This is a genomic window from Nocardia sp. NPDC051832, assembly GCF_040681285.1.
In the GTDB taxonomy this organism is placed as follows: Bacteria; Actinomycetota; Actinomycetes; order Mycobacteriales; family Mycobacteriaceae; genus Nocardia.
Genome location: NZ_JBFAYL010000003.1, coordinates 635,592 through 658,783 on the forward strand (window position 1 = coordinate 635,592; position 23,192 = coordinate 658,783).

At 66.7% G+C, this 23,192-nt stretch carries 24 protein-coding genes; 13 read left to right on the forward strand and 11 right to left on the reverse strand.

Annotation, left to right across the window (positions count from 1 at the left end; translation table 11 throughout):
- Positions 1–6 precede the first annotated feature (6 nt).
- The 5 genes from AB0M14_RS20860 to AB0M14_RS20880 all read right to left on the reverse strand — a co-directional run bounded on the left by AB0M14_RS20860 (position 7) and on the right by AB0M14_RS20880 (position 5,376).
- The gene (locus AB0M14_RS20860) at positions 7–786 is read right to left on the reverse strand and encodes an ABC transporter permease (RefSeq protein ID WP_364997343.1); all 780 of its coding nucleotides are present in this window, start codon (positions 784–786) and stop codon (positions 7–9) included.
- A complete protein-coding gene (locus tag AB0M14_RS20865; protein WP_364997345.1) occupies positions 786–1,562 on the reverse strand; it encodes an ABC transporter ATP-binding protein in 777 nt (258 codons plus the stop codon). The genes AB0M14_RS20860 and AB0M14_RS20865 overlap by 1 nt, the downstream gene beginning before the upstream one ends.
- A gap of 115 nt (positions 1,563–1,677) precedes the next feature.
- A complete protein-coding gene (locus AB0M14_RS20870; RefSeq protein ID WP_364997347.1) occupies positions 1,678–3,021 on the reverse strand; it encodes an amidohydrolase family protein in 1,344 nt (447 codons plus the stop codon).
- A 123-nt stretch (positions 3,022–3,144) separates the two neighbouring features.
- Positions 3,145–4,257: a winged helix DNA-binding domain-containing protein gene (locus AB0M14_RS20875; protein WP_364997349.1), complete on the reverse strand. Its 1,113-nt coding sequence runs from the start codon at positions 4,255–4,257 to the stop codon at positions 3,145–3,147.
- A gap of 102 nt (positions 4,258–4,359) precedes the next feature.
- Positions 4,360–5,376, reverse strand: a complete 1,017-nt coding sequence (locus AB0M14_RS20880; RefSeq protein WP_364997351.1) for an NADPH:quinone oxidoreductase family protein — start codon at positions 5,374–5,376, stop codon at positions 4,360–4,362.
- A gap of 236 nt (positions 5,377–5,612) precedes the next feature.
- Between AB0M14_RS20880 and AB0M14_RS20885 the strand changes: the two genes are divergently transcribed.
- The 3 genes from AB0M14_RS20885 to AB0M14_RS20895 all read left to right on the forward strand — a co-directional run bounded on the left by AB0M14_RS20885 (position 5,613) and on the right by AB0M14_RS20895 (position 7,921).
- A complete protein-coding gene (locus tag AB0M14_RS20885; protein WP_364997353.1) occupies positions 5,613–5,933 on the forward strand; it encodes a type VII secretion target in 321 nt (106 codons plus the stop codon).
- A complete protein-coding gene (locus tag AB0M14_RS20890) occupies positions 5,930–7,015 on the forward strand; it encodes a transglycosylase SLT domain-containing protein (RefSeq protein ID WP_364997355.1) in 1,086 nt (361 codons plus the stop codon). The genes AB0M14_RS20885 and AB0M14_RS20890 overlap by 4 nt, the downstream gene beginning before the upstream one ends.
- Before the next feature lie 132 nt (positions 7,016–7,147).
- The gene (locus AB0M14_RS20895) at positions 7,148–7,921 is read left to right on the forward strand and encodes an acyl-ACP thioesterase domain-containing protein (protein WP_364997357.1); all 774 of its coding nucleotides are present in this window, start codon (positions 7,148–7,150) and stop codon (positions 7,919–7,921) included.
- Here the strand turns inward: AB0M14_RS20895 and AB0M14_RS20900 are convergent, their stop codons facing one another.
- Entirely contained in the window at positions 7,922–8,446 is a 525-nt protein-coding gene (locus tag AB0M14_RS20900) for an Lrp/AsnC ligand binding domain-containing protein (protein WP_194816047.1), read from the reverse strand.
- 138 nt (positions 8,447–8,584) lie between these two features.
- Here AB0M14_RS20900 and hppD point away from each other — a divergent pair, with 138 nt between their 5' ends.
- From hppD to tuf (AB0M14_RS20940), 8 genes are all read left to right on the forward strand, one after another.
- Positions 8,585–9,763 carry a 4-hydroxyphenylpyruvate dioxygenase gene (gene hppD / locus AB0M14_RS20905; RefSeq protein ID WP_364997359.1) on the forward strand — a complete coding sequence of 393 codons (1,179 nt, stop codon included), beginning with the start codon at positions 8,585–8,587 and terminating at the stop codon, positions 9,761–9,763.
- A 57-nt stretch (positions 9,764–9,820) separates the two neighbouring features.
- Entirely contained in the window at positions 9,821–10,348 is a 528-nt protein-coding gene (locus AB0M14_RS20910; RefSeq protein ID WP_364997360.1) for a DUF3558 domain-containing protein, read from the forward strand.
- 14 nt (positions 10,349–10,362) lie between these two features.
- Positions 10,363–10,920, forward strand: a complete 558-nt coding sequence (locus tag AB0M14_RS20915) for a DUF3558 domain-containing protein (protein WP_364997362.1) — start codon at positions 10,363–10,365, stop codon at positions 10,918–10,920.
- Between the two features lie 276 nt (positions 10,921–11,196).
- Positions 11,197–11,571 (forward strand): 30S ribosomal protein S12, encoded by a 375-nt coding sequence (gene rpsL / locus AB0M14_RS20920; protein WP_019049359.1) that lies wholly within the window; start codon positions 11,197–11,199, stop codon positions 11,569–11,571.
- Position 11,572: 1 nt separating this feature from the next.
- Positions 11,573–12,043 carry a 30S ribosomal protein S7 gene (gene rpsG, locus AB0M14_RS20925; protein ID WP_030525248.1) on the forward strand — a complete coding sequence of 157 codons (471 nt, stop codon included), beginning with the start codon at positions 11,573–11,575 and terminating at the stop codon, positions 12,041–12,043.
- A 162-nt stretch (positions 12,044–12,205) separates the two neighbouring features.
- Positions 12,206–14,308, forward strand: coding sequence for an elongation factor G (gene fusA, locus AB0M14_RS20930; RefSeq protein WP_364997364.1), 2,103 nt, complete (start codon positions 12,206–12,208; stop codon positions 14,306–14,308).
- 80 nt (positions 14,309–14,388) lie between these two features.
- Positions 14,389–15,579, forward strand: coding sequence for an elongation factor Tu (gene tuf / locus AB0M14_RS20935; RefSeq protein WP_356973505.1), 1,191 nt, complete (start codon positions 14,389–14,391; stop codon positions 15,577–15,579).
- A 194-nt stretch (positions 15,580–15,773) separates the two neighbouring features.
- Positions 15,774–16,964 (forward strand): elongation factor Tu, encoded by a 1,191-nt coding sequence (gene tuf / locus AB0M14_RS20940; RefSeq protein WP_364997366.1) that lies wholly within the window; start codon positions 15,774–15,776, stop codon positions 16,962–16,964.
- Positions 16,965–16,983: 19 nt separating this feature from the next.
- On the opposite strand, the gene AB0M14_RS20945 is transcribed toward tuf (AB0M14_RS20940), so the two are convergent.
- The 3 genes from AB0M14_RS20945 to AB0M14_RS20955 all read right to left on the reverse strand — a co-directional run bounded on the left by AB0M14_RS20945 (position 16,984) and on the right by AB0M14_RS20955 (position 20,133).
- Positions 16,984–17,901 carry a type IV toxin-antitoxin system AbiEi family antitoxin domain-containing protein gene (locus AB0M14_RS20945; protein WP_364997368.1) on the reverse strand — a complete coding sequence of 306 codons (918 nt, stop codon included), beginning with the start codon at positions 17,899–17,901 and terminating at the stop codon, positions 16,984–16,986.
- 170 nt (positions 17,902–18,071) lie between these two features.
- The gene (locus tag AB0M14_RS20950) at positions 18,072–18,830 is read right to left on the reverse strand and encodes an aspartate/glutamate racemase family protein (protein WP_364997370.1); all 759 of its coding nucleotides are present in this window, start codon (positions 18,828–18,830) and stop codon (positions 18,072–18,074) included.
- Positions 18,831–18,930: 100 nt separating this feature from the next.
- Complete coding sequence (locus tag AB0M14_RS20955; protein ID WP_364997372.1) at positions 18,931–20,133, reverse strand: FAD/NAD(P)-binding oxidoreductase; 1,203 nt, start codon at positions 20,131–20,133, stop codon at positions 18,931–18,933.
- A gap of 251 nt (positions 20,134–20,384) precedes the next feature.
- On the opposite strand from AB0M14_RS20955, the gene AB0M14_RS20960 reads away from it, so the two are divergent.
- Positions 20,385–20,741, forward strand: a complete 357-nt coding sequence (locus AB0M14_RS20960; protein ID WP_364997374.1) for an SPW repeat protein — start codon at positions 20,385–20,387, stop codon at positions 20,739–20,741.
- Complete coding sequence (locus AB0M14_RS20965) at positions 20,741–21,382, forward strand: TetR/AcrR family transcriptional regulator (RefSeq protein ID WP_364997376.1); 642 nt, start codon at positions 20,741–20,743, stop codon at positions 21,380–21,382. The genes AB0M14_RS20960 and AB0M14_RS20965 overlap by 1 nt, the downstream gene beginning before the upstream one ends.
- A 6-nt stretch (positions 21,383–21,388) precedes the next feature.
- On the opposite strand, the gene AB0M14_RS20970 is transcribed toward AB0M14_RS20965, so the two are convergent.
- A complete protein-coding gene (locus AB0M14_RS20970) occupies positions 21,389–21,649 on the reverse strand; it encodes a hypothetical protein (RefSeq protein WP_364997378.1) in 261 nt (86 codons plus the stop codon).
- Between the two features lie 50 nt (positions 21,650–21,699).
- A complete protein-coding gene (locus AB0M14_RS20975; protein ID WP_364997380.1) occupies positions 21,700–22,515 on the reverse strand; it encodes an alpha/beta hydrolase in 816 nt (271 codons plus the stop codon).
- Between the last annotated feature and the right edge of the window lie 677 nt (positions 22,516–23,192).

Consider the following 23,192-nt stretch of genomic DNA (forward strand, 5'->3'; position numbering starts at 1 on the left):
TAGGGGCTAGCGACCGGCGGCGTGCCAGCCGCCGGTGGTGATCCGCTGTGCGGCAGTGAAAATCGCGAACACGAGTACGCCGAACAAGCCGGCCAGCAGCAGCGCCGCGAGCAGGTCCTCGGATTGCAGCCGGGCGCGGTAGTTGTCCAGCAGGGTCCCGATACCCGGGCGTCCCTGCGCGAAGAACATGTCGCCGATGATCGCGCCGGTCACCGAAAGTCCCGCCGCGGTACGCAGACTCGTCATGATCGAGGGCAGCGCCGCGGGCAGCTCCAGCGCGACCATGGTGCGGATCCGGCCGGCTCGGCCCAGGGCGAACAGCTCCCGCAGGTTGCCGTCCACCGATTGGATGCCGAACAGCGTCATCGCGATGATCGGATGGATCGCGATGAGCACGCAGACGATGGTGCGCGAGCCGAGTCCGTACCCGAACCAGAGCCCGATCAGCGGCACCACGGCCAGCACCGGGATCGCCTGGAGGACCACCGAGTAGGGGTACACCACGCGTTCGATCGCCTTGGCCTGGCTCATCAGCACCGCGATCGCGACGCCGAGGACGGCCGAGAGCGCGAGCCCGGTCAGCGCCACCCGCCCGGTCACGCCGAGCGCTCGCAGCATCACTTCGAGCTTGGCCGGGTCGGCCAGGGATTCGGTGAACACGGCGTGCGGTGGCGGCAGGAGGAAGCGGCGCTGTGGGCTCAGCACCAGCAGGGAGACCGCGTACCAGGCGGCCAGCGCCACACCGAAAGAGACGACGGGTGCGAGAACTTTGGTGAGGCGAGGCATCAGCAGGCCGCTTTCAAGGAGTCCGAGGTGCGTGCCACCAGCTCGGTGAACGCGGGATCGAAGCGCGACTCCCGGCTGCGCGGGTAGGGCAGATCCACATCGATCACCTCGTGCACCCGGCCGGGTCGCGCGGACATGACCACCACCCGCGAGGCCAGGAACACCGCCTCGGAGACCGAATGCGTGATGAACAGCGCCGTGAACTCGTGGTCCCGGTAGAGGCGCAGCAGCTCCTCCTGCATGCTCAGGCGGGTCAACTCGTCCAGGGCGCCGAAGGGTTCGTCCAGCAGCATCAGTTCGGGTCGCAGCGTCAATGCCCGCGCCAGCGAGACCCGCATCCGCATACCCCCGGAGAGCTGGTGCGGCAGACTGGTCGCGAAGTCGGTCAATCCGACGGCGCCGAGGGCGGTGGCGGCGCGGGCTCTGCGGGTCTTGCGGTCCAGGCCTTGCAACTCGGCGGACAGCTCCACGTTGCGCAGCACCGTGCGCCAGGGCAGCAAGGTCGCCTCCTGGAAGATGAAGCCGATCGAATCGGTGCGCACCGCAACCGATCCCGTGCTGACCCGCGTCAGTCCGGCGGCCAGCCGCAGCAGCGTCGACTTTCCGCAGCCGGAAGGCCCTACCACCGCGACGAATTCGCCGGTCCTGATGTCGAGATCGATGCCGGTCAGGGCCCGGGTGTCGCCGAATGTCTTGCCCGCCTGGGCGAATGAGACGTCGAGGCCGGACAGCAAGGTCCGGGCATCGGCGTCGCGTCTGGTGTCGAAGAGTGTCACTGTTCGTGCCTTCCCGCGCCGGGTCGATCTTTGTTGCGTGCAACCCGTGCGCAAGATCAGTATCGTTGCCTTGAATTACATGTAATCGCCGCGCGGTTTCCGGCTGATTAACTTGTCATCGCATGCTGATCAGTTGGCGCCCAAGCAGTTCGGCATCCACCCGGGTGCTGCGGCCGTCCCGGATGACCGGTTCGCCGTCCACCCAGACCGTGTCGACCACTCGCGCGGACGCCGCGGTGAGCAGCGTCGCGCCGGGATCGAGCACCGGCAGGCAGGCGAAATCCCGGTCGAAGCGGAACAGGGTGAGGTCGGCGCGGTCCCCGGCGCCGATCCCCGGGCCGTGGCCGGGCCGGCCGAGCGCCCGCGCCGCGCCGCTGGTCGCCATCCGCAGCATGTCGTCGAAACCCAGCAGATCAGCGCGTTTCCGGGTGACTCGCTGCAAGTAGGAACCCATGCGCAGGGCCAGGAGCAGGTCCTGCGTGTCGTTGCTGGCCGCGCCGTCGACGCCGAGCCCGACCGCGATACCCGCCGCCAGCATGTCCAGCACCGGCGCGACGCCGCTGCCCAGGCGCATATTGCTGATCGGGTTGTAGGAGACCGCGACGCCGCGGTCGGCGAAAACCGTGCGGCCGTGCGCATCCAGGTTGACGCAGTGCACCGCCAGGGTGCGATCCCAGAGGAACCCGGAGTCGTCGAGATAGTCGACGGCGCCGCGGCCCGCATGCAATCGGCACATTTCCTCGTCGGTTGTGGTCTCCAGGACATGGATCGATACGGTCTTGCCGCCGCGTACCGCGAACTCGTGAGCGGCGGCCATGCCCTCGGGCGTCAGGCACCGCGGATTCGGCACCGCCAGCGCCGTGCTGATGCGCGATCCCCGCAACCGCGCGTCGAGTTCCTCGATATGCGCGAACACCTCCGGCAGTGGTTGCATCAGCCGCGGATCCAGACCCCAGCGGCGCGAGGCATCGGCCCGATCGGCGAGACCGCGGCCGAGGATCACCCGGATCCCTAGCTCGTTCAAGGCGCGAATCATCGCGTCGTGCACCGCTTCCGAGCGATTCGGCCACATGTGCTCGACTACGGTGGTGACGCCGCCGCGTAGCAGCTCCAGCCCGCCGGCCAGCGCCGACAGATAGGTCTGCTCGGGTGTGGCCGCGACGGTGCGCTCGCCGACGCACCGCAACCAGGCCAGCAGCGGCAACCCCTCGCCGAGGCCGCGCAGCACCGCCTGCTGCAGATGCGTGTGGGTGTTGACGAAGCCGGGCACCAGGTGCCCGCCGCTGCCGTCGGCGCGCGGGAGTTCGGGGTGCGCCCGCCGGGCGTCGGCGCCGATTTCGGTGATGACGCCGTCCCGGATCACAACGTCCTGTCCAGGTTGCCAGCGCGGATCCGGTTGGCCGCGTAGGTAAACGGTGACGTCGGTGATAACAGTGGACTGAGCGCGCGCGGGCACCATGCGGCATTCCTCCTCGGAAATGCGGCTGGTTCGCCCGCCGGTTCAGCGGTCCGCGTCGCCCGTTGCAGCCATGAACGACGTGCCGGCAAGCCTAAAGGCGGTGTATTGCGCGGTTGTTAACCTTCAGGGCTTGAGATCCGCGCCCGGTTGCAAGATCTCGACGACCGGTTCCTTGTCGGCTTCCAGGAAGGCGAGCAGCGCCAGGGCCTCGGCTTCGACCTCGGCGCATTCCGCGGCCGACCAGGGGCGGGCGGGACTGATCCGCAAGCGCGCGACGCCGCCCTTGGGGAAGATCTTGTAGATCCCGGCCAGATAGCCGTCGAGGAAGATCGAGGACACCAGGCTGGCGAAGGCGCGCAGTGGCGGAGCGTTGCCGTCGGGGACGATGCGGGTCCGGTCCTGGTGTGCGAGCACGGCGTTGTCGTACCAGCCGAGCAGGCGCACCGGTGCGGGCAGATCGGGATCGGCGAGTTCGGCGTCGGCCAGATCGTAGAGGGTGCGGCCGCGCTCGTCGCTGTAGGTGCGCAGCCGGTCGCCGAGTTGGTCGACGGCCTTCTTGATGCCGGTCAGCCGGGACCAGGCCTGCATGTCCATCGTGCTGGCCGGACCGAAGGCGCGCAGATAGCGAACCAGCAACTCCGCCAGCGGATAAGACGGGTCCGGCGGCGCGCCGAGCCAGGGCTCGATCCGGGACCAGACCGGCCTGCTGTTGTCCTTCCACTTGCCGCGGGGCGGGGTCTGCAGGACCGGGAGCTGGTACAGCCAGGTTTGCAGCACCGCGCCAGGATCACGGTCCGGATAGAGTTCGGCGGCGCGGGCGCGCATCTCGGCCGCCGGCATGGGTTCGTCGCCGAGGACCGCCTCGCCGTTCTTGCGCACCTCCGCCGGGTCCAGTCCGACCATCGCGCCGAAGTTGAAACCCTTGCGGAACGGCGTCTTTTCGAGCTCCGGCTGGATGTGCGGGGCGATCCGCAGTGCGTCCGGCGGCGTCACCAGGTGAATGGTGCCCCGCATCAACGTGATCCGGACCAGGGAACGGTCGTCGAGCGCGTCCGAGACCGTCGCCGGATCGAAATCCGCTATCCGGCTCCACAGCCCGACGAACGGCGGCGGAACATCCTGTGCCTGCAGGCCGACCAGATGCTCACACATCTGGTGTGCGGTCAGCGTGGACCGCTCCAGCAGGTGCTGGCGCGCGAGGAGCGTCCGATTCAGGACCCGATTCGACAGCTTCATGATGCGCTCACAGTACGAGCCCGCCAGGCCGCTGTCGCCCGCAAAACCGTGACGGGATTCGCCGCCTGGGCGCGGCGGTCCCCGCGCCCAGGCGCCGGGCGCTCAGCGCAGAGTGACGACGACCTTGCCGGTCGCGGTCCGGTTGTCCAGGGACGCAACGGCTTCCGCGGCCCGCTCCAGCGGGTACAGCACCGGCTGCGGCGGCGTGATCTTCCCGGCGGCGAGCAGCGGCTCCACCTCGGCCCACTGTTCCTGCAGGTAGCCCGGGTGGGTCATCACCCACTCACCCCACGCGGCGCCGGTGACCTCGACGTTCTTGAGCAGCAGGCGGTTCACCTTCACCGTGGGGATCTCGCCCGCGGTGAAGCCGACGACCAGCAGTCGCCCGGCCGAACCGAGCGAACGGATGCTGTCGGTGAACCGGTCGCCGCCGACCGGGTCGAGCACGATGTCCACGCCGCGCCCGCCGGTGATCTCCTTGACCGCGGCCAGCCAGCCCTCGGCTTGGGGGCCGGCCGGAGGCGTAGCCGACGGGGTCGGTGGGCACAGCACCACGTCGGTGGCGCCGTTGGCGCGCGCGACCTCGGCCTTGGCCTCGGTGCTGACCACCGCGATCACCTTGCCCGCGCCCAGCGCCTGCGCCATCCGCAGCGTGGAGGTGCCGATGCCGCCGGCCGCGCCGTGCACCAGCACCGTCTCGCCCGGGGCCAGCCGGCCCCGGTTGCGCAGGCAGAAGTGCACGGTCAGATCGTTGAACAGGATGCCGGCGCCGGCCTCCAGCGAAATGTTGTCCGGCAGTTTGAACACCATCTGCGCGGGCGCCACCGCGACCTCGGCCATGGCATTGCCGAGCAGGGTCAGCGCGACCACCCGGTCACCGGCTTTGACGTGCGCGTCCGCCGGGGCTTCCCGCACCACGCCCGCGATCTCGCCGCCGACGACGAAGGGCAGTTCCGGCTTCATCTGGTACAGCCCGCGGGTCATCAGCACGTCCGGGAAGGCCACTCCCGCCGCGTGCACGTCGATGACCACCCCGCCGGGATAGCCCGCGGGCTCCGGGATGTCCACCACCTCGATCGCTTCCGGTCCCTCCAGTTTGCTGACCTGAGCTGCGCGCATGGGCCGACCTCTCTGTCCTACCGCGGCGACGCGTTCGGCCGCCGACAACATCGTGACCAACATAACCGGAGCATCCGAAGGCGTCTGCCCGCAGATGCCCTTCACGGGGATGCCGGCCGGAGCGCCGCCGGTCGGCCAATGGTTCGGCGCCGAATCCGGTGCGCCGCGGCCTGTCCACACGGTGGGATTTTGGCTAAGCTTGCCGCGAATTCAGGTCGGGGAGAAGGGGGTTTTCCATGGCAGGACCGAAAGACGACCAATTGCAGGTCAGCACCGAGGCGCTACAGAAGTTCGCGACCAATCTGCGCACCGAGGCGACCGATGTCAGCAGTCTCGGCGCCGGCGAAGGCTTCAACTTCGCCTCGGGGGCATTGCCGGGCACCGACTTCGGCACCGTGGTCACGAGTGCGACCGACACGCTCAACAACTGCCTGACGCGCATCAACGAGCGCCTCTCCACGGTCGCGGACAACATGCAGAACGCGGCGGGCAAATTCGAGCTGGCCGAAGAAGAGTTCACGAACAAGCTGAAGACCATCGGCCTGGAGGTGAAATGACGCTCACTATCCCGGATGTCGCCAAGTGGGAGCCCACCAAGCTCACCGCCGCCGGCACGCACGCGAACACCGTCTCGACCAAGCTGGACGGCCTGTTCACCAAGAGCGTCACCGACACCCAGGGCCTGACCTGGTCTGGCACGGCCGCGAGCGCGGCGACCGCGCGCATGGAGATCGAGAAGACCCGCGGCTCGGCCGTGAGCGCCGCCCTGCTGGAGCTGCAGACCGCGTTCAACGAGCAGGTGGAGAACCTGAACAACGCGAAGTCCAAAGTGCTGCAACTGCGCGACGACGCGCTGAACCAGAAGCCGGCCTTCGAGGTCTCCGACGCCGGCGTGGTCACCGCCACCGCGCGGATCGCCGAGATCCGCAAGGCCGAATCCGACGGCCGCGGTGGAGCCGACCTGGCCGTGCTCAATGAAGAGCTGGCGGCCGCGCAGCGGCAACTGGACATCACCAACGCCCTGGCCGCCGCCGAGGGTGTCGCGACCGCCGCCAGAGCCAAGGTCGCCACCGCGGTCGCGAAGCTACAGACCGCCTATGACGGCCTCGGCGACCCGAAGCTCGGGGTGGAGCAGGCGCCGACCACGCCGGCGACCACCCAGCAGCCGGTCACCACCCAGCAGCCGAGCACGCAGAGTCCCAGCAGCAACCTCACCTCGAATACCAATGGATCCGGTTCGGGCAGCCAGTACACCAGCGACGCACCGACCACGATGCCCACCGGCGAGCAGAAGGAATGGATCGAGAAGGCGATCCAGGAGCTGCGCGCGGCGGGCTACGACATCAGCGACAGCGACGCCGCCATCATCGCCAAGATCATCGAGAAGGAATCCGGCGGCAACCCCAACGCGATCAACCTCTGGGACAGCAACGCGGCGGCGGGAATTCCGTCCAAGGGCCTGATGCAGACCATCGACCCGACCTTCAATGCCTACAAGCTGCCCGGCCACGACGACATCTACAACCCGGTCGACAACATCATCGCCGGCAGCCGCTACGCCATCGAACGCTACGGCTCGCTGTCGAATGTTCCCGGCATCGCGGCAATGAGCAAGGGCGGCAGCTACGTCGGTTACTGATCCGACGCCCGGGTGGTGCTACGCGCGGGTACGCCGATCTCGACGCGAGGGTGTGACGTACGCCCCGTAAAGTCGTCTCAGAAGAGCACCGCAAGAAAAAACGCGGCACATCGTGCAGCGCGAGGAGCACCAGTGTCACTCGATCAGCCACTCGCCCCGATTCCCCAGGGCACGGGCTTCGCCTCCGCGTGGCCCGTCCGGGCTGGTGATGTGGATCCGTATGACCGCTTGCGGTTCGACAGTGTCGCCCGCTACTTGCAGGATATCGCCTGGGAGCAGCTACATAAGACCACGTTGCATCGCACCGATCCGAGCTGGATCGTCCGGCGCACGGTCATCGATGTGATCCGGCCGATCCAGTGGCCCGACGAGGTGCAGCTACTACGCTGGTGCTCGAGCATGTCGACGCGGTGGACGAATATGCGGGTGCGGATCACCAGCGGTAACGGCGGCCTGATCGAGACCGAAGGCTTCTGGATCAATATCAGCGAGTCGAACAACATGCCCGCCCGGATCAGCGACGAGGGCCTGGCATACCTAGCGCAAACCACGCAGGAACATCGGCTGCGCTGGCGCCCCTACCTCACCGATCCGACCCCGCCGGAATCCGACACCGATCTGCCGTTTCCGGTGCGCGCCACCGACATCGACAGTTTCAACCACGTCAACAACGCCTGTTACTGGCAGGCCGTGGAGCAGTTCCTGGTCGAATATCCGAAGCTGGTGGCGGCCCCGCACCGCGCGGTCATCGAGTACGTCGCGCCGGTCCTGGCACGTCAGCATGTGACCGTGCGCAGCCGCTACGAGCCGGGCGATCGCTCCGGGCGCCCGAGCCTGCGCCTGTGGTTCGTGGTCGGCGGCACCACCACGACCGTGGTGCGCGTGATGCCGTTGCCCGGCGCCTGATCAGCGGTCGTGCGGCTCCCGGTAGGCGGGCGCCTTGCTGCTGTGCGTCGGGGTGAGGGTGCGCAGCAGCGGCAGCGTGCGGCGCGGCACCACGGTGGAGAGCACGATGACGCTGTGCGAGCGCACCACCGAGCTGGTGCGGTCGATGCTCAGTAACACCGTTTGCAATCCGGCATGGGAGTCGGCGCCGATCCGGCACCACACATCTCCGGATCCGGTGGTCGCGTACGCCTCCAGCACCCCCGGAATCGCGTCCAGTTCGGCCGCGACCAGGTCCAGCGCGCCCTGTGCGATCTCCAGCGTCACGAACGCCTGCACGTCGAAACCCGCTGCGGTGACGTCGATCTGCGGATCGTAGGAGGCGATGACGCCGGACTCCTCCATCCGCCCGATCCGCGATTGCACCGTCGCCCGGGCCACCCGCGTGCGCCGGGACAGCTCCAGAATCCCCGCCTTCTGGTACTCGTGCATGGCGGTGAGGATGGCGAGATCGAGCTCGTCCAGTTTCGCCGGCGTACGCGACATTGCGGCCTCCCTTGGTGTACAGCCTGTGCTATTCAAATTGTCCAGCATCAGCGAGCTCCAGCTAGCCGAATTCGCCACAGTGTCTATAGAAAAATGTCGCTGTTGCCTACCGCCATGTGACGCCGGTCTCCTAAGGGTATGACCATCGAGCACCTGCCCTCCGACGGCGAGCTGCGCGGCCTCGTCGGCCTCGTCGACCATGACACCAGTGTCGATCCGTTCCCGGTCATCGGCTGGGACGCGCTGGTCTGGGTGGTCGGCAACGCCACCCAGAGCGCGCACTTCCTGCAGTCCGCCTTCGGCATGCGCCTGGAGGCCTACTCCGGCCCCGAGACCGGCAACCGCGACCACAAGGCCTATGTCTTGCGCAGCGGCGCAGCCCGTTTCGTCATCACCGGCGCGGTCGACCCGGACAGCCCGCTGATCGGTCACCACGACCGGCACGGCGACGGCATCGTCGACATCGCCCTGGAAGTGCCCGACGTGGACCGCTGTATCGAGCAGGCGCGCAAGCAGGGCGCGACCATCCTGGTCGAACCGCACGACGACACAGACGAATTCGGCACCGTCCGCTCCGCCGCCCTGGCCACCTACGGCGAGACCCGGCACACCCTGATCGACCGTTCCCGCTACGACGGCCCCTATCTGCCCGGCTTCGTCGCCCGCACCGCCGGCTACGAACCGCGCCCCGGCCGCCCCGCCCGGCTGTTCCAGGCCATCGACCACGTCGTCGGTAATGTCGAGCTCGGCAAGATGGACCACTGGGTCGAGTTCTACCGCCGCGTCATGGGTTTCACGAATATGGCCGAGTTCGTCGGCGACGACATCGCGACCGACTACTCGGCGCTGATGAGCAAGGTCGTGGCGAACGGCAACCACCGGGTGAAGTTCCCCCTGAACGAGCCCGCGGTGAGCAAGAAGCGCTCGCAGATCGACGAGTATCTGGACTTCTATCGCGGCCCCGGCGTCCAGCACATCGCCCTGGCCACCAACGACATCCTGACCTGCGTGGACGCGCTGCGCCGCGAGGGCGTCGAATTCCTGGACACCCCCGACACCTACTACTCCGACCCGGAACTGCGCGCCCGCATCGGCCACGTCCGCGTCCCGGTCGAGGAACTGCAGCGCCGCGGCATCCTGGTCGACCGCGACGAGGACGGCTATCTGCTGCAGATCTTCACCAAACCGCTCACCGACCGCCCCACCGTCTTCTTCGAGCTGATCGAGCGGCACGGCTCGCTCGGCTTCGGCAAGGGCAACTTCAAGGCGTTGTTCCAGGCCATCGAACGCGAGCAGGAGGCGCGCGGGAATCTGTAAGCGACCCAGGAGCTCTCGTCCGGAGCCGTCGCCCCCGAACCCAGTAGAGTTCGTGGCATGCGGATCTCGTCGGCGCTCATCACCGGTATGGCCTTGGCGTTGACGCTGTCGGCCTGCGGGGCCGGCGGCGGCTCCGATGCGGACGACACTCCGCTACGTCCGCCGCCGCGGGTCGCCTCACTGGGCCCGTTCGTCGGCGAATGCGGTCACGTCACCGACCAGGAGATTCAGGACATCGCTGGGCTGGGGCGGATCTCCCGGGTGTTCAAGAACGCCACCGGGTGCAACTGGCAGGCCGCCGGCGCCGTCTCGCCGAGCGTCACCTTCGCTTCCTACCGGGGCAGCCCGATCGATCGCGAGAAGGCCTGGGTGAGCACCGCGGGGCGGGCGCCGGAGACGATCGAGGTGGGCGGTCGCCCGGGCTGGAAGGGCCTGGACCCGAGCGGGAAGATCTGCGATCTCGCCGTCCAGCTCGACGACGACTTCTTCGAGTGGTCGATGTCCTACGGCCTGTTCGCGGCCACCGCGAACCCGTGTGACAACGCGTACAAACTGGCCGAGCTGACCGTGCAGCGGCTCAAATGAGGGGGACTACAGGGATGGGGTTGTCCAGTGTCGCCCGGTCCGCCGGTATCGCGTTGAGCGCCCTCGCGGTGGCGCTCACGGCCGGCTGCGGGCAGACGGTGCCGGGTACGGCCTATCCGGCCGGCGGGAGCGGCAGCGGGTCGATCAACACCAACTTCGACAAACTGCTGCGCGAATGCGAGGTCGTCTCCCAGGAGAAGATCGGCGAGGCGGTCGGGAAGTCGCAAATCGTGCAGAGCTCCTTCAACGGCGCGGTGTGCATGTGGGATGTCGAGGACGCACCCGGCGGCGTGGCAATGGTCACATTGGCGTGGTATGAGGTCGGTTCCCTGAACAATGAGAAGGCGAACAACGACAAACTCGGCTACACCAGCGAGAACATCACCGTTGAGGGCAGTCGCGGCCTGCAAACCCGGCGCCCGAACGACCCGGACTCTTGCGGTGTCACCGCAAGCGCCGCCGACACCGGCGTCGTGAGCTGGTGGATCAACTATCGACCGGGGGCAAGTCACCCCGATCCGTGCGTGGGCGCCAAGCAATTGCTCGAGTTGACCTTGAACAGGGCCCGCTAGCTGGGGGATTTCGGACCCCGTTTTGCACCTCTCTCGAGGTCACGGGTATCGTGGACCGCTGTGCCCGGAAGCATGCGGGCAAGTTCGTGATTCGACGTAAGCCAGCGAAAGCGGCCGACCTTCTCGGCGTGCCCGGAAAAAGGTCGTTACTCGGATCGCGACACGCCCGACCTCGGGACGCGAGAAACGTGGACGGACGTGCGAGTTCGATAGCTCGAACCACAAAGACATGAAGTTCCAGACACCGCGTTAGACAAAAACAAGGAAAGCCGGTCTATGCCAACCATCAACCAGCTGGTCCGCAAGGGTCGCCGCGACAAGGTCTCCAAGACCAAGACCGCGGCCCTCAAGGGGAGCCCGCAGCGTCGTGGCGTGTGCACCCGCGTGTACACGACGACCCCGAAGAAGCCGAACTCCGCGCTGCGTAAGGTCGCGCGCGTTCGCCTGACCAGCGCGGTCGAGGTCACGGCGTACATCCCGGGTGAAGGCCACAACCTCCAGGAGCACTCGATGGTGCTCGTGCGTGGCGGTCGTGTGAAGGACCTCCCCGGTGTTCGCTACAAGATCATCCGCGGCTCCCTCGACACCCAGGGTGTGAAGAACCGCAAGCAGGCCCGCAGCCGCTACGGCGCCAAGAAGGAGAAGAGCTGATATGCCACGCAAGGGCCCCGCACCCAAGCGTCCGCTGATCAACGACCCGGTTTACGGTTCGCCGCTGGTCACTCAGCTGGTCAACAAGATCCTGCTGGACGGCAAGAAGTCCACCGCCGAGCGCATCGTCTACGGCGCGCTGGAGCAGGCACGCGAGAAGACCGGCACCGATCCGGTCGTCACCCTCAAGCGTGCGCTCGACAACGTCAAGCCCGCCCTCGAGGTGAAGCCCCGCCGCGTCGGTGGCGCCACCTACCAGGTGCCGGTGGAGGTCCGTCCGGGCCGCTCCAACACCCTGGCGCTGCGCTGGCTGGTCAACTACTCCCGCGCCCGTCGCGAGAAGACCATGATCGAGCGCCTGGCCAACGAGCTCCTCGACGCCAGCAATGGCCTGGGTGCTTCGGTCAAGCGTCGTGAAGACACGCACAAGATGGCCGAGTCCAACCGGGCCTTCGCGCACTACCGCTGGTGATTACCCCCCGGCCCATCGCTCGTGTGGGGGCCGGAAGGTAGTCACAGTCGGGGGCGGCACTTCGGTGCCGTTCCCGACGTTGACATAGTGGACCTGACCAAGGTCCGACACCCGAAGATCCCAACACGCTGATATACGACAAGCAGAGCGGGGAAGATTTCCGTGGCACAGGACGTGCTCACCGACCTCAACAAGGTCCGCAACATCGGCATCATGGCCCACATCGATGCGGGCAAGACCACCACTACCGAACGCATCCTCTTCTACACCGGTATCACCTACAAGATCGGTGAAGTCCACGATGGCGCCGCCACCATGGACTGGATGGAGCAGGAGCAGGAGCGTGGTATCACCATCACCTCCGCGGCTACCACGTGTTTCTGGAAAGACAACCAGATCAACATCATCGACACCCCCGGGCACGTCGACTTCACCGTCGAGGTGGAGCGTTCGCTCCGCGTCCTCGACGGCGCCGTCGCGGTGTTCGACGGTAAAGAAGGTGTCGAGCCGCAGTCCGAGCAGGTGTGGCGCCAGGCCGACAAGTACGACGTCCCGCGCATCTGCTTCGTCAACAAGATGGACAAGCTCGGCGCGGACTTCTACTTCACCGTGCAGACGATCAAGGATCGCCTGGGCGCGAAGCCGCTGGTCATCCAGCTGCCGATCGGCGCTGAGAACGACTTCGAGGGCATCGTCGACCTGGTCGAGAACAATGCCAAGGTCTGGAAGGGCGAGACCAAGCTCGGCGAAGAGTACGAAGTCGTCGAGATCCCGGCCGACCTGAAGGAGCGCGCCGAGCAGTACCGTCAGGAACTGCTCGAGACCGTCGCCGAGTCCGACGAGGCGCTGCTGGAGAAGTTCTTCGGCGGTGAGGAGCTCTCGATCGAGGAGATCAAGGGCGCCATCCGCAAGATGACGGTCAACTCCGAGCTCTACCCGGTGCTCTGTGGTTCCGCGTTCAAGAACAAGGGCGTGCAGCCCATGCTCGACGCGGTCATCGACTACCTGCCCTCCCCGCTGGACGTCGAGGCCACCACCGGCCACGTGCCCGGCAAGGAAGACGAGCTGGTCACCCGCAAGCCGAACGTCGACGAGCCGTTCGCGGCGCTGGCGTTCAAGATCGCCGTGCACCCGTTCTTCGGTGAGCTCACCTACGTGCGCGTCTACTCCGGTGCGGTCGCCTCCGGCGCCCAGGTCGTCAACTCGACCAAGGGCAAGAAGGAGCGCCTGGGCAAGCTGTTCCAGATGCACTCCAACAAGGAGAACCCGGTCAGCACCGCCTCGGCCGGCCACATCTACGCCGTGATCGGTCTGAAGGACACCACCACCGGTGACACCCTGTCCGACCCGCAGAACCAGGTCGTCCTCGAGTCGATGACGTTCCCGGATCCGGTCATCGAGGTCTCGATCGAGCCCAAGACCAAGTCCGACCAGGAGAAGCTGGGCACCGCGATCCAGAAGCTGGCGCGCGAAGATCCGACGTTCTCGGTGAAGCTCGACGCGGAGACCGGCCAGACCGTCATCGGCGGCATGGGCGAGCTCCACCTCGACATCCTCGTGGATCGCATGAAGCGCGAGTTCAAGGTCGAGGCGAACGTCGGTAAGCCGCAGGTGGCCTACCGCGAGACCATCACCAAGACGGTCGAGAAGCTCGAGTTCACCCACAAGAAGCAGACCGGTGGCTCCGGCCAGTTCGCGAAGGTCATCATCGCCCTCGAGCCGTTCGTCGGCGAGGACGGCGCGACCTACGAGTTCGAGAACAAGGTCACCGGTGGCCGCGTTCCGCGCGAATACATCCCTTCGGTGGACGCCGGTGCGCAGGATGCCATGCAGTACGGTGTCCTCGCGGGCTACCCGCTGGTGAACCTGAAGGTCGTCCTGCTCGACGGCGCGTACCACGACGTCGACTCGTCGGAAATGGCCTTCAAGATCGCCGGCTCGCAGGCCCTGAAGGAAGCGGCCCGTAAGGCCGGTCCGGTGATTCTCGAACCGCTGATGGCGGTCGAGGTCATCACGCCCGAGGACTACATGGGCGATGTGATCGGCGACCTGAACTCCCGCCGTGGCCAGATTCAGGCCATGGAGGAACGCAGTGGTGCCCGTGTCGTCAAGGCGCTGGTTCCGCTCTCGGAGATGTTCGGTTACATCGGTGACCTGCGGTCGAAGACCCAGGGCCGAGCGAACTACTCCATGGTGTTCGCCCAGTACGCGGAGGTTCCGGCCAACGTGTCCAAGGAGATCATCGCCAAGGCGACCGGCGACTAATAGCCGGGAGTCAGCACGACCCCCCTTTATAACCGCACTGCTGCAACTGCACGCACCAACAAGTCCAGGAGGACACCACAGTGGCGAAGGCGAAGTTCGAGCGGACGAAGCCGCACGTCAACATCGGCACCATCGGTCACGTCGACCACGGCAAGACCACGCTGACTGCAGCGATCACCAAGGTGCTGGCTGACAAGTACCCGGATCTGAACGCGGCGTTCGCGTTCGATCAGATCGACAAGGCGCCGGAGGAGAAGGCTCGTGGTATCACGATCAACATCTCCCACGTCGAGTACCAGACGGAAAAGCGCCACTACGCGCACGTCGACGCTCCGGGCCACGCGGACTACATCAAGAACATGATCACCGGTGCGGCGCAGATGGACGGCGCCATCCTGGTGGTCGCTGCTACCGACGGCCCGATGCCGCAGACTCGCGAGCACGTGCTGCTCGCCCGTCAGGTCGGTGTTCCTTACATCCTGGTCGCGCTGAACAAGTCCGACATGGTCGACGACGAGGAAATCCTCGAGCTCGTCGAGATGGAGGTCCGCGAACTGCTGGCCTCGCAGGAATTCGATGAGGAAGCGCCGGTCGTGCGCGTCTCCGGCCTCAAGGCGCTCGAGGGCGACGAGAAGTGGGTCGAGTCGATCGTCGAGCTCATGAACGCGGTCGACGAGTCGATCCCGGAGCCGGTCCGTGAGACCGACAAGCCCTTCCTGATGCCCGTTGAGGACGTCTTCACGATCACCGGTCGTGGCACCGTCGTCACCGGTCGTATCGAGCGCGGCATCCTCAACGTGAACGAGGAAGTCGAGATCGTCGGCATCCGCGAGAAGAGCACCAAGACCACCGTCACCGGTATCGAGATGTTCCGCAAGCTGCTCGACCAGGGCCAGGCCGGCGACAACGTCGGTCTGCTGGTTCGTGGCATCAAGCGCGAAGATGTCGAGCGTGGCCAGGTTGTCGTGAAGCCGGGCACCACCACCCCGCACACCGAGTTCGAGGGCCAGGCGTACATCCTGTCGAAGGACGAGGGTGGCCGCCACACCCCGTTCTTCAACAACTACCGTCCGCAGTTCTACTTCCGTACGACTGACGTGACGGGCGTTGTGACCCTGCCCGAGGGCACCGAGATGGTCATGCCCGGTGACAACACCGAGATGTCCGTCAAGCTGATCCAGCCGGTCGCCATGGACGAGGGCCTGCGTTTCGCGATCCGTGAAGGTGGCCGTACCGTCGGCGCCGGTCGCGTCACGAAGATCATCAAGTGAGTCTCTGACTTACTGACACCGAACGGCGTCGCTCCCTCGGGAGCGGCGCCGTTCGGCGTTTTCCGGGAAGTTGATCTCTAGCAGGGGTTTTCCGGGGCAGGCTGGTGAAAATCCCAGGCGCACGGGGGTTCTCGGGGGCTATCGTCGAGCTTGGGGGGTATATCCACCAGCTAGTCCAGGGAGAAGGTGTTCCGGTGGCTAAGGCGAAGTTCGACCGGACCAAATTGCACGTCAACATCGGCACGATCGGTCATGTCGACCATGGCAAGACGACGCTGACCGCGGCGATCACGAAAGTGCTGACCGACAAGTATCCCGGGCTCAATTCGATGGCCGCTTTCGATTCGATCGACAAGGCGCCGGAGGAGAAGGCGCGCGGCATCACGATCAATATCGCGCATGTCGAATATCAAACGGAGCGCAGGCATTACGCGCATGTGGATGCGCCCGGTCACGCCGATTACGTGAAGAACATGATCACCGGTGCGGCGCAGATGGACGGCGCGATTCTCGTCGTGGCGGCTACCGACGGGCCGATGCCGCAGACCCGTGAGCATGTGCTGCTGGCGCGTCAGGTCGGGGTGCCCTACATCCTCGTCGCCTTGAACAAGGCGGACCTGGTCGACGACGAGGACATCCTGGAGCTGGTCGAGCTCGAGGTGCGCGATCTGCTGAGCGCACAGGAGTTCGACGAGGACGCGCCGATCGTCCGGGTTTCCGCGCTGAAGGCCTTGGAGGGCGATCCGGCGTGGACCCAGTCCATCATCGAATTGCTCGACGCCGTAGACGAATTCATTCCCGAACCGGTCCGCGAGACCGACAAGCCCTTCCTCATGCCGATCGAGGATGTCGTCACCATCACCGGCCGCGGCACCGTTGTCACCGGACGGATCGAACGCGGCGTCCTGAAGCTGAACGACGAAGTCGAGCTCGTCGGCATGCGCACGAAGCGCATCAAAACCCACGTCACCGGTATCGAGATGTTCCACAAACTCCTCGATCAGGGCCAAGCCGGTGATGCCGTCGGGCTCCTGCTCCGCGGCGTGAAACGCGAAGACGTCGAACGCGGCCAGGTAGTCGTCAAGCCTGGAACCACCACCCCCCACACCGAATTCGAAGCCCAGGTCTACATCCTCGGCAAGGACGAAGGCGGCCGCCACACCCCCTTCTTCAACAACTACCGCCCCCAGTTCTACTTCCGCACCACCGACGTCACCGGCGTAGTCACCCTCCCCAAAGACACCGAAATGGTCATGCCCGGCGACAACACCGAAATGACCGTCAAACTGATCCAGCCGATAGCCATGGACGAAGGCCTCCGCTTCGCCATCCGCGAAGGCGGCCGCACCGTAGGCGCCGGCCGCGTAACCAAAATCCTCGTCTAATCCTCACCGCCCCACCGAGTCACGCATCCGCCTGCGTGGTTCGTGCGGGCTGGCGTTGGATTTGCCAGCGTGGGGGTGGGGCGGTGGCGGAGCGGGCGATGGCTCGGCGCCAGCGGGTGGCGGTGGCGGTGAAGTCGTCCAGGTCGGAGGTGGTCCAGCGGACGAATTGGCCGCCGAGGTCGCGGAGCGCGTCTTCGCGGCCGTCTTTGGATTGGCCGTCGAATTCGCCGATCACGTTGTGCTGGGGGAGGAAGAAGTTCACGCGGGCGACGAAATTGCCGTGCTCATCGCGGATTTCGGTGTGCAGCTCGGGTGTGGGGAGGAAGGCGTAGTGCATGGCGACGCGGCTGCGTGATTCGCCGGGGCTTTCGCTGCGCGGATCCATGAAGAGGATGGCCTGCCGGGCCTGCGACAAACCGCGCCGGCGGTGCCAGCGCTGGAGGGCGTCGATCAGCTGGTCGGTGGCGAGCGCGTAGGTTCGCATCGCCGCGTCGCCGGTGACTACGGCCGCGCAGAACGAGGTGGTTCGGGCCAAATCCGCGACTGTCCGGGCCGGAGTCGTCGTCAAGATTCCGTCGACGAGCACCACCTCGTCCGCGTCGTATCGCGTGCTGTGCAGGTGCAGGCTTTTCGTCAGGCGCCCACCGGTCACCCGATTCACAGTCGCATGCACTTGTCCGCCGGGCGGTTCGAGCAGCGGCAATCCGTGCAACACCGCCGCCGATTGATGACTGATCGCGACACCCGCACCGACAGCCCTCGCCGCCGCTCTGATCGCCAGCCGATGCCGTCCGTACGGATCAGCGGGTCCGTTCGAATACGCGTACGCGCCGGGGCGCAACCGCGTCAGCCGGCCACTCGCACAGGCCCGGCGCAAGGCGTAATCCGTGACACCGCGCTCCAACGCGGTTTTGCGAAGCAACAGTTCCTCGGTCATGCCGCAATAGTGCGCCACTCCCACTCCGGCATCAGGTGATTCAACCCGCCCCTGTGGATAACTTCCGCCCTGTGGATAACTGCGAATCCCGATGCATTGCAATGAGTTCGGCTGTCGGTCCGGTGCCATCCAGACGTCGGAAAAGAGAATCTGAGAGCGGCCTTGCGGCGTCAGGGTTTGGCGCCGAGGAGGCGGCCGGGTTCGAAATGGGCGGCCGAGGAGGGGAGGGTGCCGGGGCGACCGCTGGTGAGGACGGTGACTTCGCCGGTGCCCGGGGGGAGGTTGAGGGCGTCGAGGCGGCGGAGGGTTTGGGCGGCTACGGCTTGGGCGCTGTCGAAGAGTCGGACGCCGGGTGGGAGGGCGGCGATGATTTCGTCGATGACCAAGGGGTAGTGGGTGCAGCCGAGGACTACGCCTTCGACGTCGGCGGGCGATTGTTCGGCGGCGCGGGCGATGGATTCCTTTGCGGCGGTGAGGTCGCCGCGATCGATCGCGTCGGCCAGGCCGTGGCAGGCGACGCCGACGACCTTGGCGTCACCGGCGAACTGGGCGATCAGGTTGGCTTGGTACTTGCTGGCGGTGGTGGCCGCGGTCGCCCACACCGCCACCGAATTGCAGACGGCCGCAGCGGGTTTGATAGCGGGGACGGTGCCGACCACCGGTACGCCGGGGCCGACTTCGGCGCGGACGTGCTCCAGGGCGGTGACGCTGGCCGTGTTGCAGGGCAGCACGATGACCTGCGCCCCGTGCCGCAGCGAGTTCCGCGCCGCTTCGACGACCCGGTCGGCCACCCACTGTTCCGGCTTCGGTCCCCAGGGCGCGCCGTCCGGGTCGGACTGCAGCAGCAGATCGACCTCGGGCCGCAGTTTGCGCAGCCACGCGGCCGTGGGTAGCAGCCCCAACCCGGAATCGATGAGCGCGACGATCACCTGACCACCGTATTACAGTGCCTCCGCCGCACCCCCATCGAAGCCTTAGCGTTCCCATAAGCCATCCGGCGCGAACCGCGGCCGGGCGGTGCGGTCGGGTCTAGGTGGTGGCCGGGGTGAGGAGTTCGGTGACCGGGGTGCGGGTGGCCAGTTTGGCGCGGGTTTTCATGACCTTGGCGGTGAGGCCGGCGCCGACGACGCCGGTGAGGATGCCGTCTTGGGAGTAGTAGACGAGGAATTTGCGGCCGTCGTCGCTGACGATGGTGACGTCGTCGGCGGCGTTGGGGGTGCCGAGGGCTTGGATCTTTACCTCGTATTGGTCGCTCCAGAAGTACGGCACCTGGGCGGCGGTGGGCGCCGCGAGGCCGAGCAGGGCGCAGCTGAGGAGTTTGGCCTGTTCGCCCGCGTTGGTCCAGTGTTCGACGCGCTTGCGGTGGCCGGTGTCGTGCAGCCAGGCGGCGACGTCGCCGACCGCCCAGACGCCGGGGGCGGAGGTGCGTCCGACCTCGTCGGTGAGGACACCGCCGCCGACGGCGGGTTCGGCGAGTTCGATACCGGAGCCGGCCAGCCAGTCGGTGACGGGCCGGGAGCCGACGCCGATGACGACGAGGTCGGCGGGGATCTCGGCGCCGTCGGAGAGCCGGGCGCCGCGCACGCGGCCGGAGTCGTCGGCGAGGAAGGTGTCCAGACCGGTGTTGCAGCGCAGGTCGACGCCCTCGGCCCGGTGCATGCGCGCGACCAGCGCGCCGACCTGTTCGCCGAGCACCGAGGCCAGCGGTGTCGGCTGGGGTTCGACGAGCACGACTTCGACGCCGCCGGCCCGGAAGCTGGCCGCCACCTCGCAGCCGATGAATCCGGCGCCGACCACGAGAGCCTTTTTCGCGCCGGCCAATTCGGCGCGCAAGGTCGAGGCGTCGGTGTGATCGCGCAGGACGTGCACGCCCTTCAGGTCCGGCAGTCCGGGCAGCCGGCGCGGACGCAGGCCGGTGGCGATGATCAGCTGGTCGTAGTCGAGCAGGCTGCCGTCGGCGAGGCGGACCTGGCGGGCGGCGGTGTCCACGCCGACCGCCGCGGTGTCGAGTCGCAGCTCGATCTGGTTCTCGTCGAAGAACTCGGCGGGCCGCAGCGTGGTGTCGTCGGTTTCACCGCGCACGAACTGCTTGGACAGCGGCGGGCGGTCGTAGGGCAGCCGGGATTCCTCGCCGATCAGGACGATTCCGCCCGCGTAACCCGCGCGGCGCAACTCCTCGGCGGAACGCAATCCGGCCAATCCGGCTCCGACGATCACAATCGGCGCTGTCATACCGCCCTACCTTTCGATGCCAGGACGGTGTGACCCGCCGGAAACTGGGATACCCGCGCGCGGCCTCGGTGCAACCTCGCTGTCCGTGCGTCCACGATTCTCACCCTAACGGTTGCTTGGTTTGCCGGATTGTGTGGGCAGTCACATCTGGGTGTCGGTGCGAAACCGTAGCCAAAAGAGTATTGATCGGGCGGTCAATCAGGTCTATACCGGGAGGTACGAACAGTTTCGAAGCCTTTAGGAGGCACACCATGTTCACCGATAGCCGTGCACAGGACGGCCTTGCCGTCGCACTCGGCGTAATCGCCGCACTGTCCACCCTCTGGGTCGCGACCAACGACAACGCGTTCTGGGCGCTGATCATCCTCGGCGCGCTGATCGCGCTGACCGGTCTGGCGCAGATCTACCGCGCGTCCATGGCGGCGCTCGACTACGCGATGGCGCTGTTCGGCGCGCTGCTGTTCCTGTCGCCCTGGGTGTTGGACTTCACCGCCTACTCCGGCGCATCCTGGACCGCATGGGTAGTCGGGGTAGCGACGGTAGTGGTCGCGGTGGCGGCGCTGCCGACGGTGTCGGGTCGCCTGCACAACATGGCGCCGCACCACTGATGCAGATGCCGAAACCCCCTCGACGGGGGGATCGAGCCGGGCGTCGCCGTAGCGCGAAAGTGGACGGCGACGCTCGACAGCTCATTCTGGATGCCGCCGAAAGGCTTTTCGCCGCCAAGGGATTCGACGCGACGCCGACGGCAGCGCTGGCCGCCGCGGCCGGGGTCCCGAAAGGCCTTGTTTTCTACTACTTCCCGACCAAGGACGCGATCCTGTCGGCCCTCATGGCCGAACGCGTGCCCGCACAGCCGATCGACGACATCGGCACTGTCGTCGCGCCCGGCGATCCCGCGGCCAGTCTCGTCAACCTGGATGCCGCGCTCAATCTTCGCGACCACCATTCCTCGGTGCTGCGCGTGATCATGTGGCGCGAGGCCGATACGCATCCGGATGTCCGTCTGCAGCTGCGTCAGCTGCGGGATCAGCTGCTGGAGCTGACCGTCAAGGTGCTGGAGGCCAGTGCGCCGACCAAGGTGCGGCCCGGCACGGTGAAAGCTTGTGCGACGGCCTGGGTCTCGGCGATGTTCGCCATGGCGAGTACCGATCGCCTGCAGGCGTTGGACGGGGTGTCGCTGCCGCACGCCGATGAGATTCTGAATATCGCCCAGGTGGTGGCGGCCGGTATGACGCAGTTGGGTTGACCGGCTCTACCAGGTTTCGCGCCGGTGGGAAGGGGCCACGCGCCGGAGTTCGGGAGTGTCCGTGCGCGCGACCTGGCCGGGGGCGTCGGTGCGCCAGCGATGCTGACAGGACGGGCAGGCCCAGCGGGGTTCGGTGCCGGTGATCACGCAGCCGCCCATTTGCGCTAGGCCGGCCTCGACCTTGTCCATCACCGCGGCGGAGGGAAAGCCGTAGATGATCGGGATTCCGTCGGTGCCGCACTGCGGACAGTTTGCGTGTTCGGCCATCTGTTCAGTGTGCACCCCGGGGTGCACTGGCCGGTGTCGCCCGGTTTGCCCTACCGAGTGAGGAAGCCGGTGACATCCGGCGCGAAGCGCGGGTGTTTGATCGCGCCCATGTGACCGGCGCCGGGATAGATGATCAAGTGCGAGTGGGGGATTCCGTCCGCGGTGCGCCGGAAGTTCTCGACCGGATAGAAGCCGTCGCGCTCGCCGCCGATCACCAGAGTCGGGGCTGTGACATCGGCGAGCCGGCCGTCGAGGTCGAAAGCGTCTTCGGCAAGGACGAAGGCGAGGGTGTCGGCGGGGTTCTTCGGGCGGGCCAGCGGGTCCAGCAGCCACATTCCGGCGGCGGCGAGACGGGCCACCACCGGATTGGCGAAGCCGACCGAAGCCATGTGGTGCAGCGCACGTTCGCCGCGTGCGGCCGCCTCGCCGAACTTCACCTGTGAATCGGACGCGGCACGCTCCAGCCGGTAACCGGAGGAAGCGATGACGAGCTTGCGCACGGCCTCGGGGTGATCAGCTGCCAATTGCAGCGCCACCGAACCGCCGGAAGAAATGCCGAGAACATCTACGGCACCGCCGAATTCGGTACGCAACGCCTCCGCGTGCTGCGTCGCGATGTCGGCCATGGTGGTGCCCGCCGCCATGCCCGGCGCACGCCCGACGGCGTAGACGCGGAAGTTGCGGGCCAGCGGTGCGAGCGCCTTGAGCTCGGCGTCCCGCATCCATCCGGTCGGGTTGGCGTGATCGGCGGAGAACCAGCGCAGGAACACCAGCGGGTCCCCGGAACCCATTGCAAGATAAGGCAACCCGTGCTTCAGTGTGCCTTCGGCGACTGCCAGTTCCGCGGCGAGGGTGGATCGGCCCATCAGTTCCTCCTACGCTTTGTAGTACGTAAATCCGAGACTACTCGCGGTCACCGACAGGTTCGGATGTCCCCCAACGATATTCGCAAGCAGGGCAGGCCCAGCGCGGATCCGGACCAGGCCCGGTTCCGTAGGCGTACAGACCGTCGTCGAGCGGGTCGAGGAGTTCCGGTAGGAAAATGACAGGACCGTAGAGGATGGGGATTCCTTCGGTCTCGCACCGGGGACAGTGGGGCATTCGATCTCCCTAGCAGCGCATCGCAGCCACTATTGAACCTCGGCTTCGTGAAACCTGCGTAGGCCGGACCAGCGTCGTTTGCGGCGGCGGGGGGCGGGGCTGACTTCCTGGGGCCGTGCGAACAGGGCTGAGAGTGCGCGAGCCGCGCCTTCCTGGTCTTGCCAGAGCTGCCCGCATTGCGAGCATTCCCATTGTGGGTCATCGGCCGACACCACGCAGCCCCCTAGTCGGAGCTGCCCGCGGACCGCCATGACTCGCGCTGTGGCGATCGGTAGTCCATACAAAATCGGTATTCCGTCGTGCCCGCACTCCGGGCAACGACCTGAGCTTGCCATTCTTCCGTGTCCTTCCCGCACCGGTGGGGTAGCCGGGTTATCGGGTCGCTACTACGACACGTACCCGCGACACGCCTGGGCAATCAGGACAGCGCCGCCGCCGAACA

Excerpts from the sequence above, each read along its gene's own strand:
- AB0M14_RS20860 (WP_364997343.1), bottom strand. The coding sequence starts at position 786 with ATGCCTCGCCTCACCAAAGTTCTCGCACCCGTCGTCTCTTTCGGTGTG.
- AB0M14_RS20870 (WP_364997347.1), bottom strand. The coding sequence starts at position 3,021 with ATGGTGCCCGCGCGCGCTCAGTCCACTGTTATCACCGACGTCACCGTT.
- AB0M14_RS20875 (WP_364997349.1), bottom strand. The coding sequence starts at position 4,257 with ATGAAGCTGTCGAATCGGGTCCTGAATCGGACGCTCCTCGCGCGCCAG.
- AB0M14_RS20880 (WP_364997351.1), bottom strand. The coding sequence starts at position 5,376 with ATGCGCGCAGCTCAGGTCAGCAAACTGGAGGGACCGGAAGCGATCGAG.
- AB0M14_RS20885 (WP_364997353.1), top strand. The coding sequence starts at position 5,613 with ATGGCAGGACCGAAAGACGACCAATTGCAGGTCAGCACCGAGGCGCTA.
- AB0M14_RS20890 (WP_364997355.1), top strand. The coding sequence starts at position 5,930 with ATGACGCTCACTATCCCGGATGTCGCCAAGTGGGAGCCCACCAAGCTC.
- AB0M14_RS20900 (WP_194816047.1), bottom strand. The coding sequence starts at position 8,446 with ATGTCGCGTACGCCGGCGAAACTGGACGAGCTCGATCTCGCCATCCTC.
- hppD (WP_364997359.1), top strand. The coding sequence starts at position 8,585 with ATGACCATCGAGCACCTGCCCTCCGACGGCGAGCTGCGCGGCCTCGTC.
- AB0M14_RS20910 (WP_364997360.1), top strand. The coding sequence starts at position 9,821 with ATGCGGATCTCGTCGGCGCTCATCACCGGTATGGCCTTGGCGTTGACG.
- AB0M14_RS20915 (WP_364997362.1), top strand. The coding sequence starts at position 10,363 with ATGGGGTTGTCCAGTGTCGCCCGGTCCGCCGGTATCGCGTTGAGCGCC.
- rpsL (WP_019049359.1), top strand. The coding sequence starts at position 11,197 with ATGCCAACCATCAACCAGCTGGTCCGCAAGGGTCGCCGCGACAAGGTC.
- rpsG (WP_030525248.1), top strand. The coding sequence starts at position 11,573 with ATGCCACGCAAGGGCCCCGCACCCAAGCGTCCGCTGATCAACGACCCG.
- AB0M14_RS20945 (WP_364997368.1), bottom strand. The coding sequence starts at position 17,901 with ATGACCGAGGAACTGTTGCTTCGCAAAACCGCGTTGGAGCGCGGTGTC.
- AB0M14_RS20955 (WP_364997372.1), bottom strand. The coding sequence starts at position 20,133 with ATGACAGCGCCGATTGTGATCGTCGGAGCCGGATTGGCCGGATTGCGT.
- AB0M14_RS20960 (WP_364997374.1), top strand. The coding sequence starts at position 20,385 with ATGTTCACCGATAGCCGTGCACAGGACGGCCTTGCCGTCGCACTCGGC.
- AB0M14_RS20965 (WP_364997376.1), top strand. The coding sequence starts at position 20,741 with ATGCAGATGCCGAAACCCCCTCGACGGGGGGATCGAGCCGGGCGTCGC.
- AB0M14_RS20970 (WP_364997378.1), bottom strand. The coding sequence starts at position 21,649 with ATGGCCGAACACGCAAACTGTCCGCAGTGCGGCACCGACGGAATCCCG.
- AB0M14_RS20975 (WP_364997380.1), bottom strand. The coding sequence starts at position 22,515 with ATGGGCCGATCCACCCTCGCCGCGGAACTGGCAGTCGCCGAAGGCACA.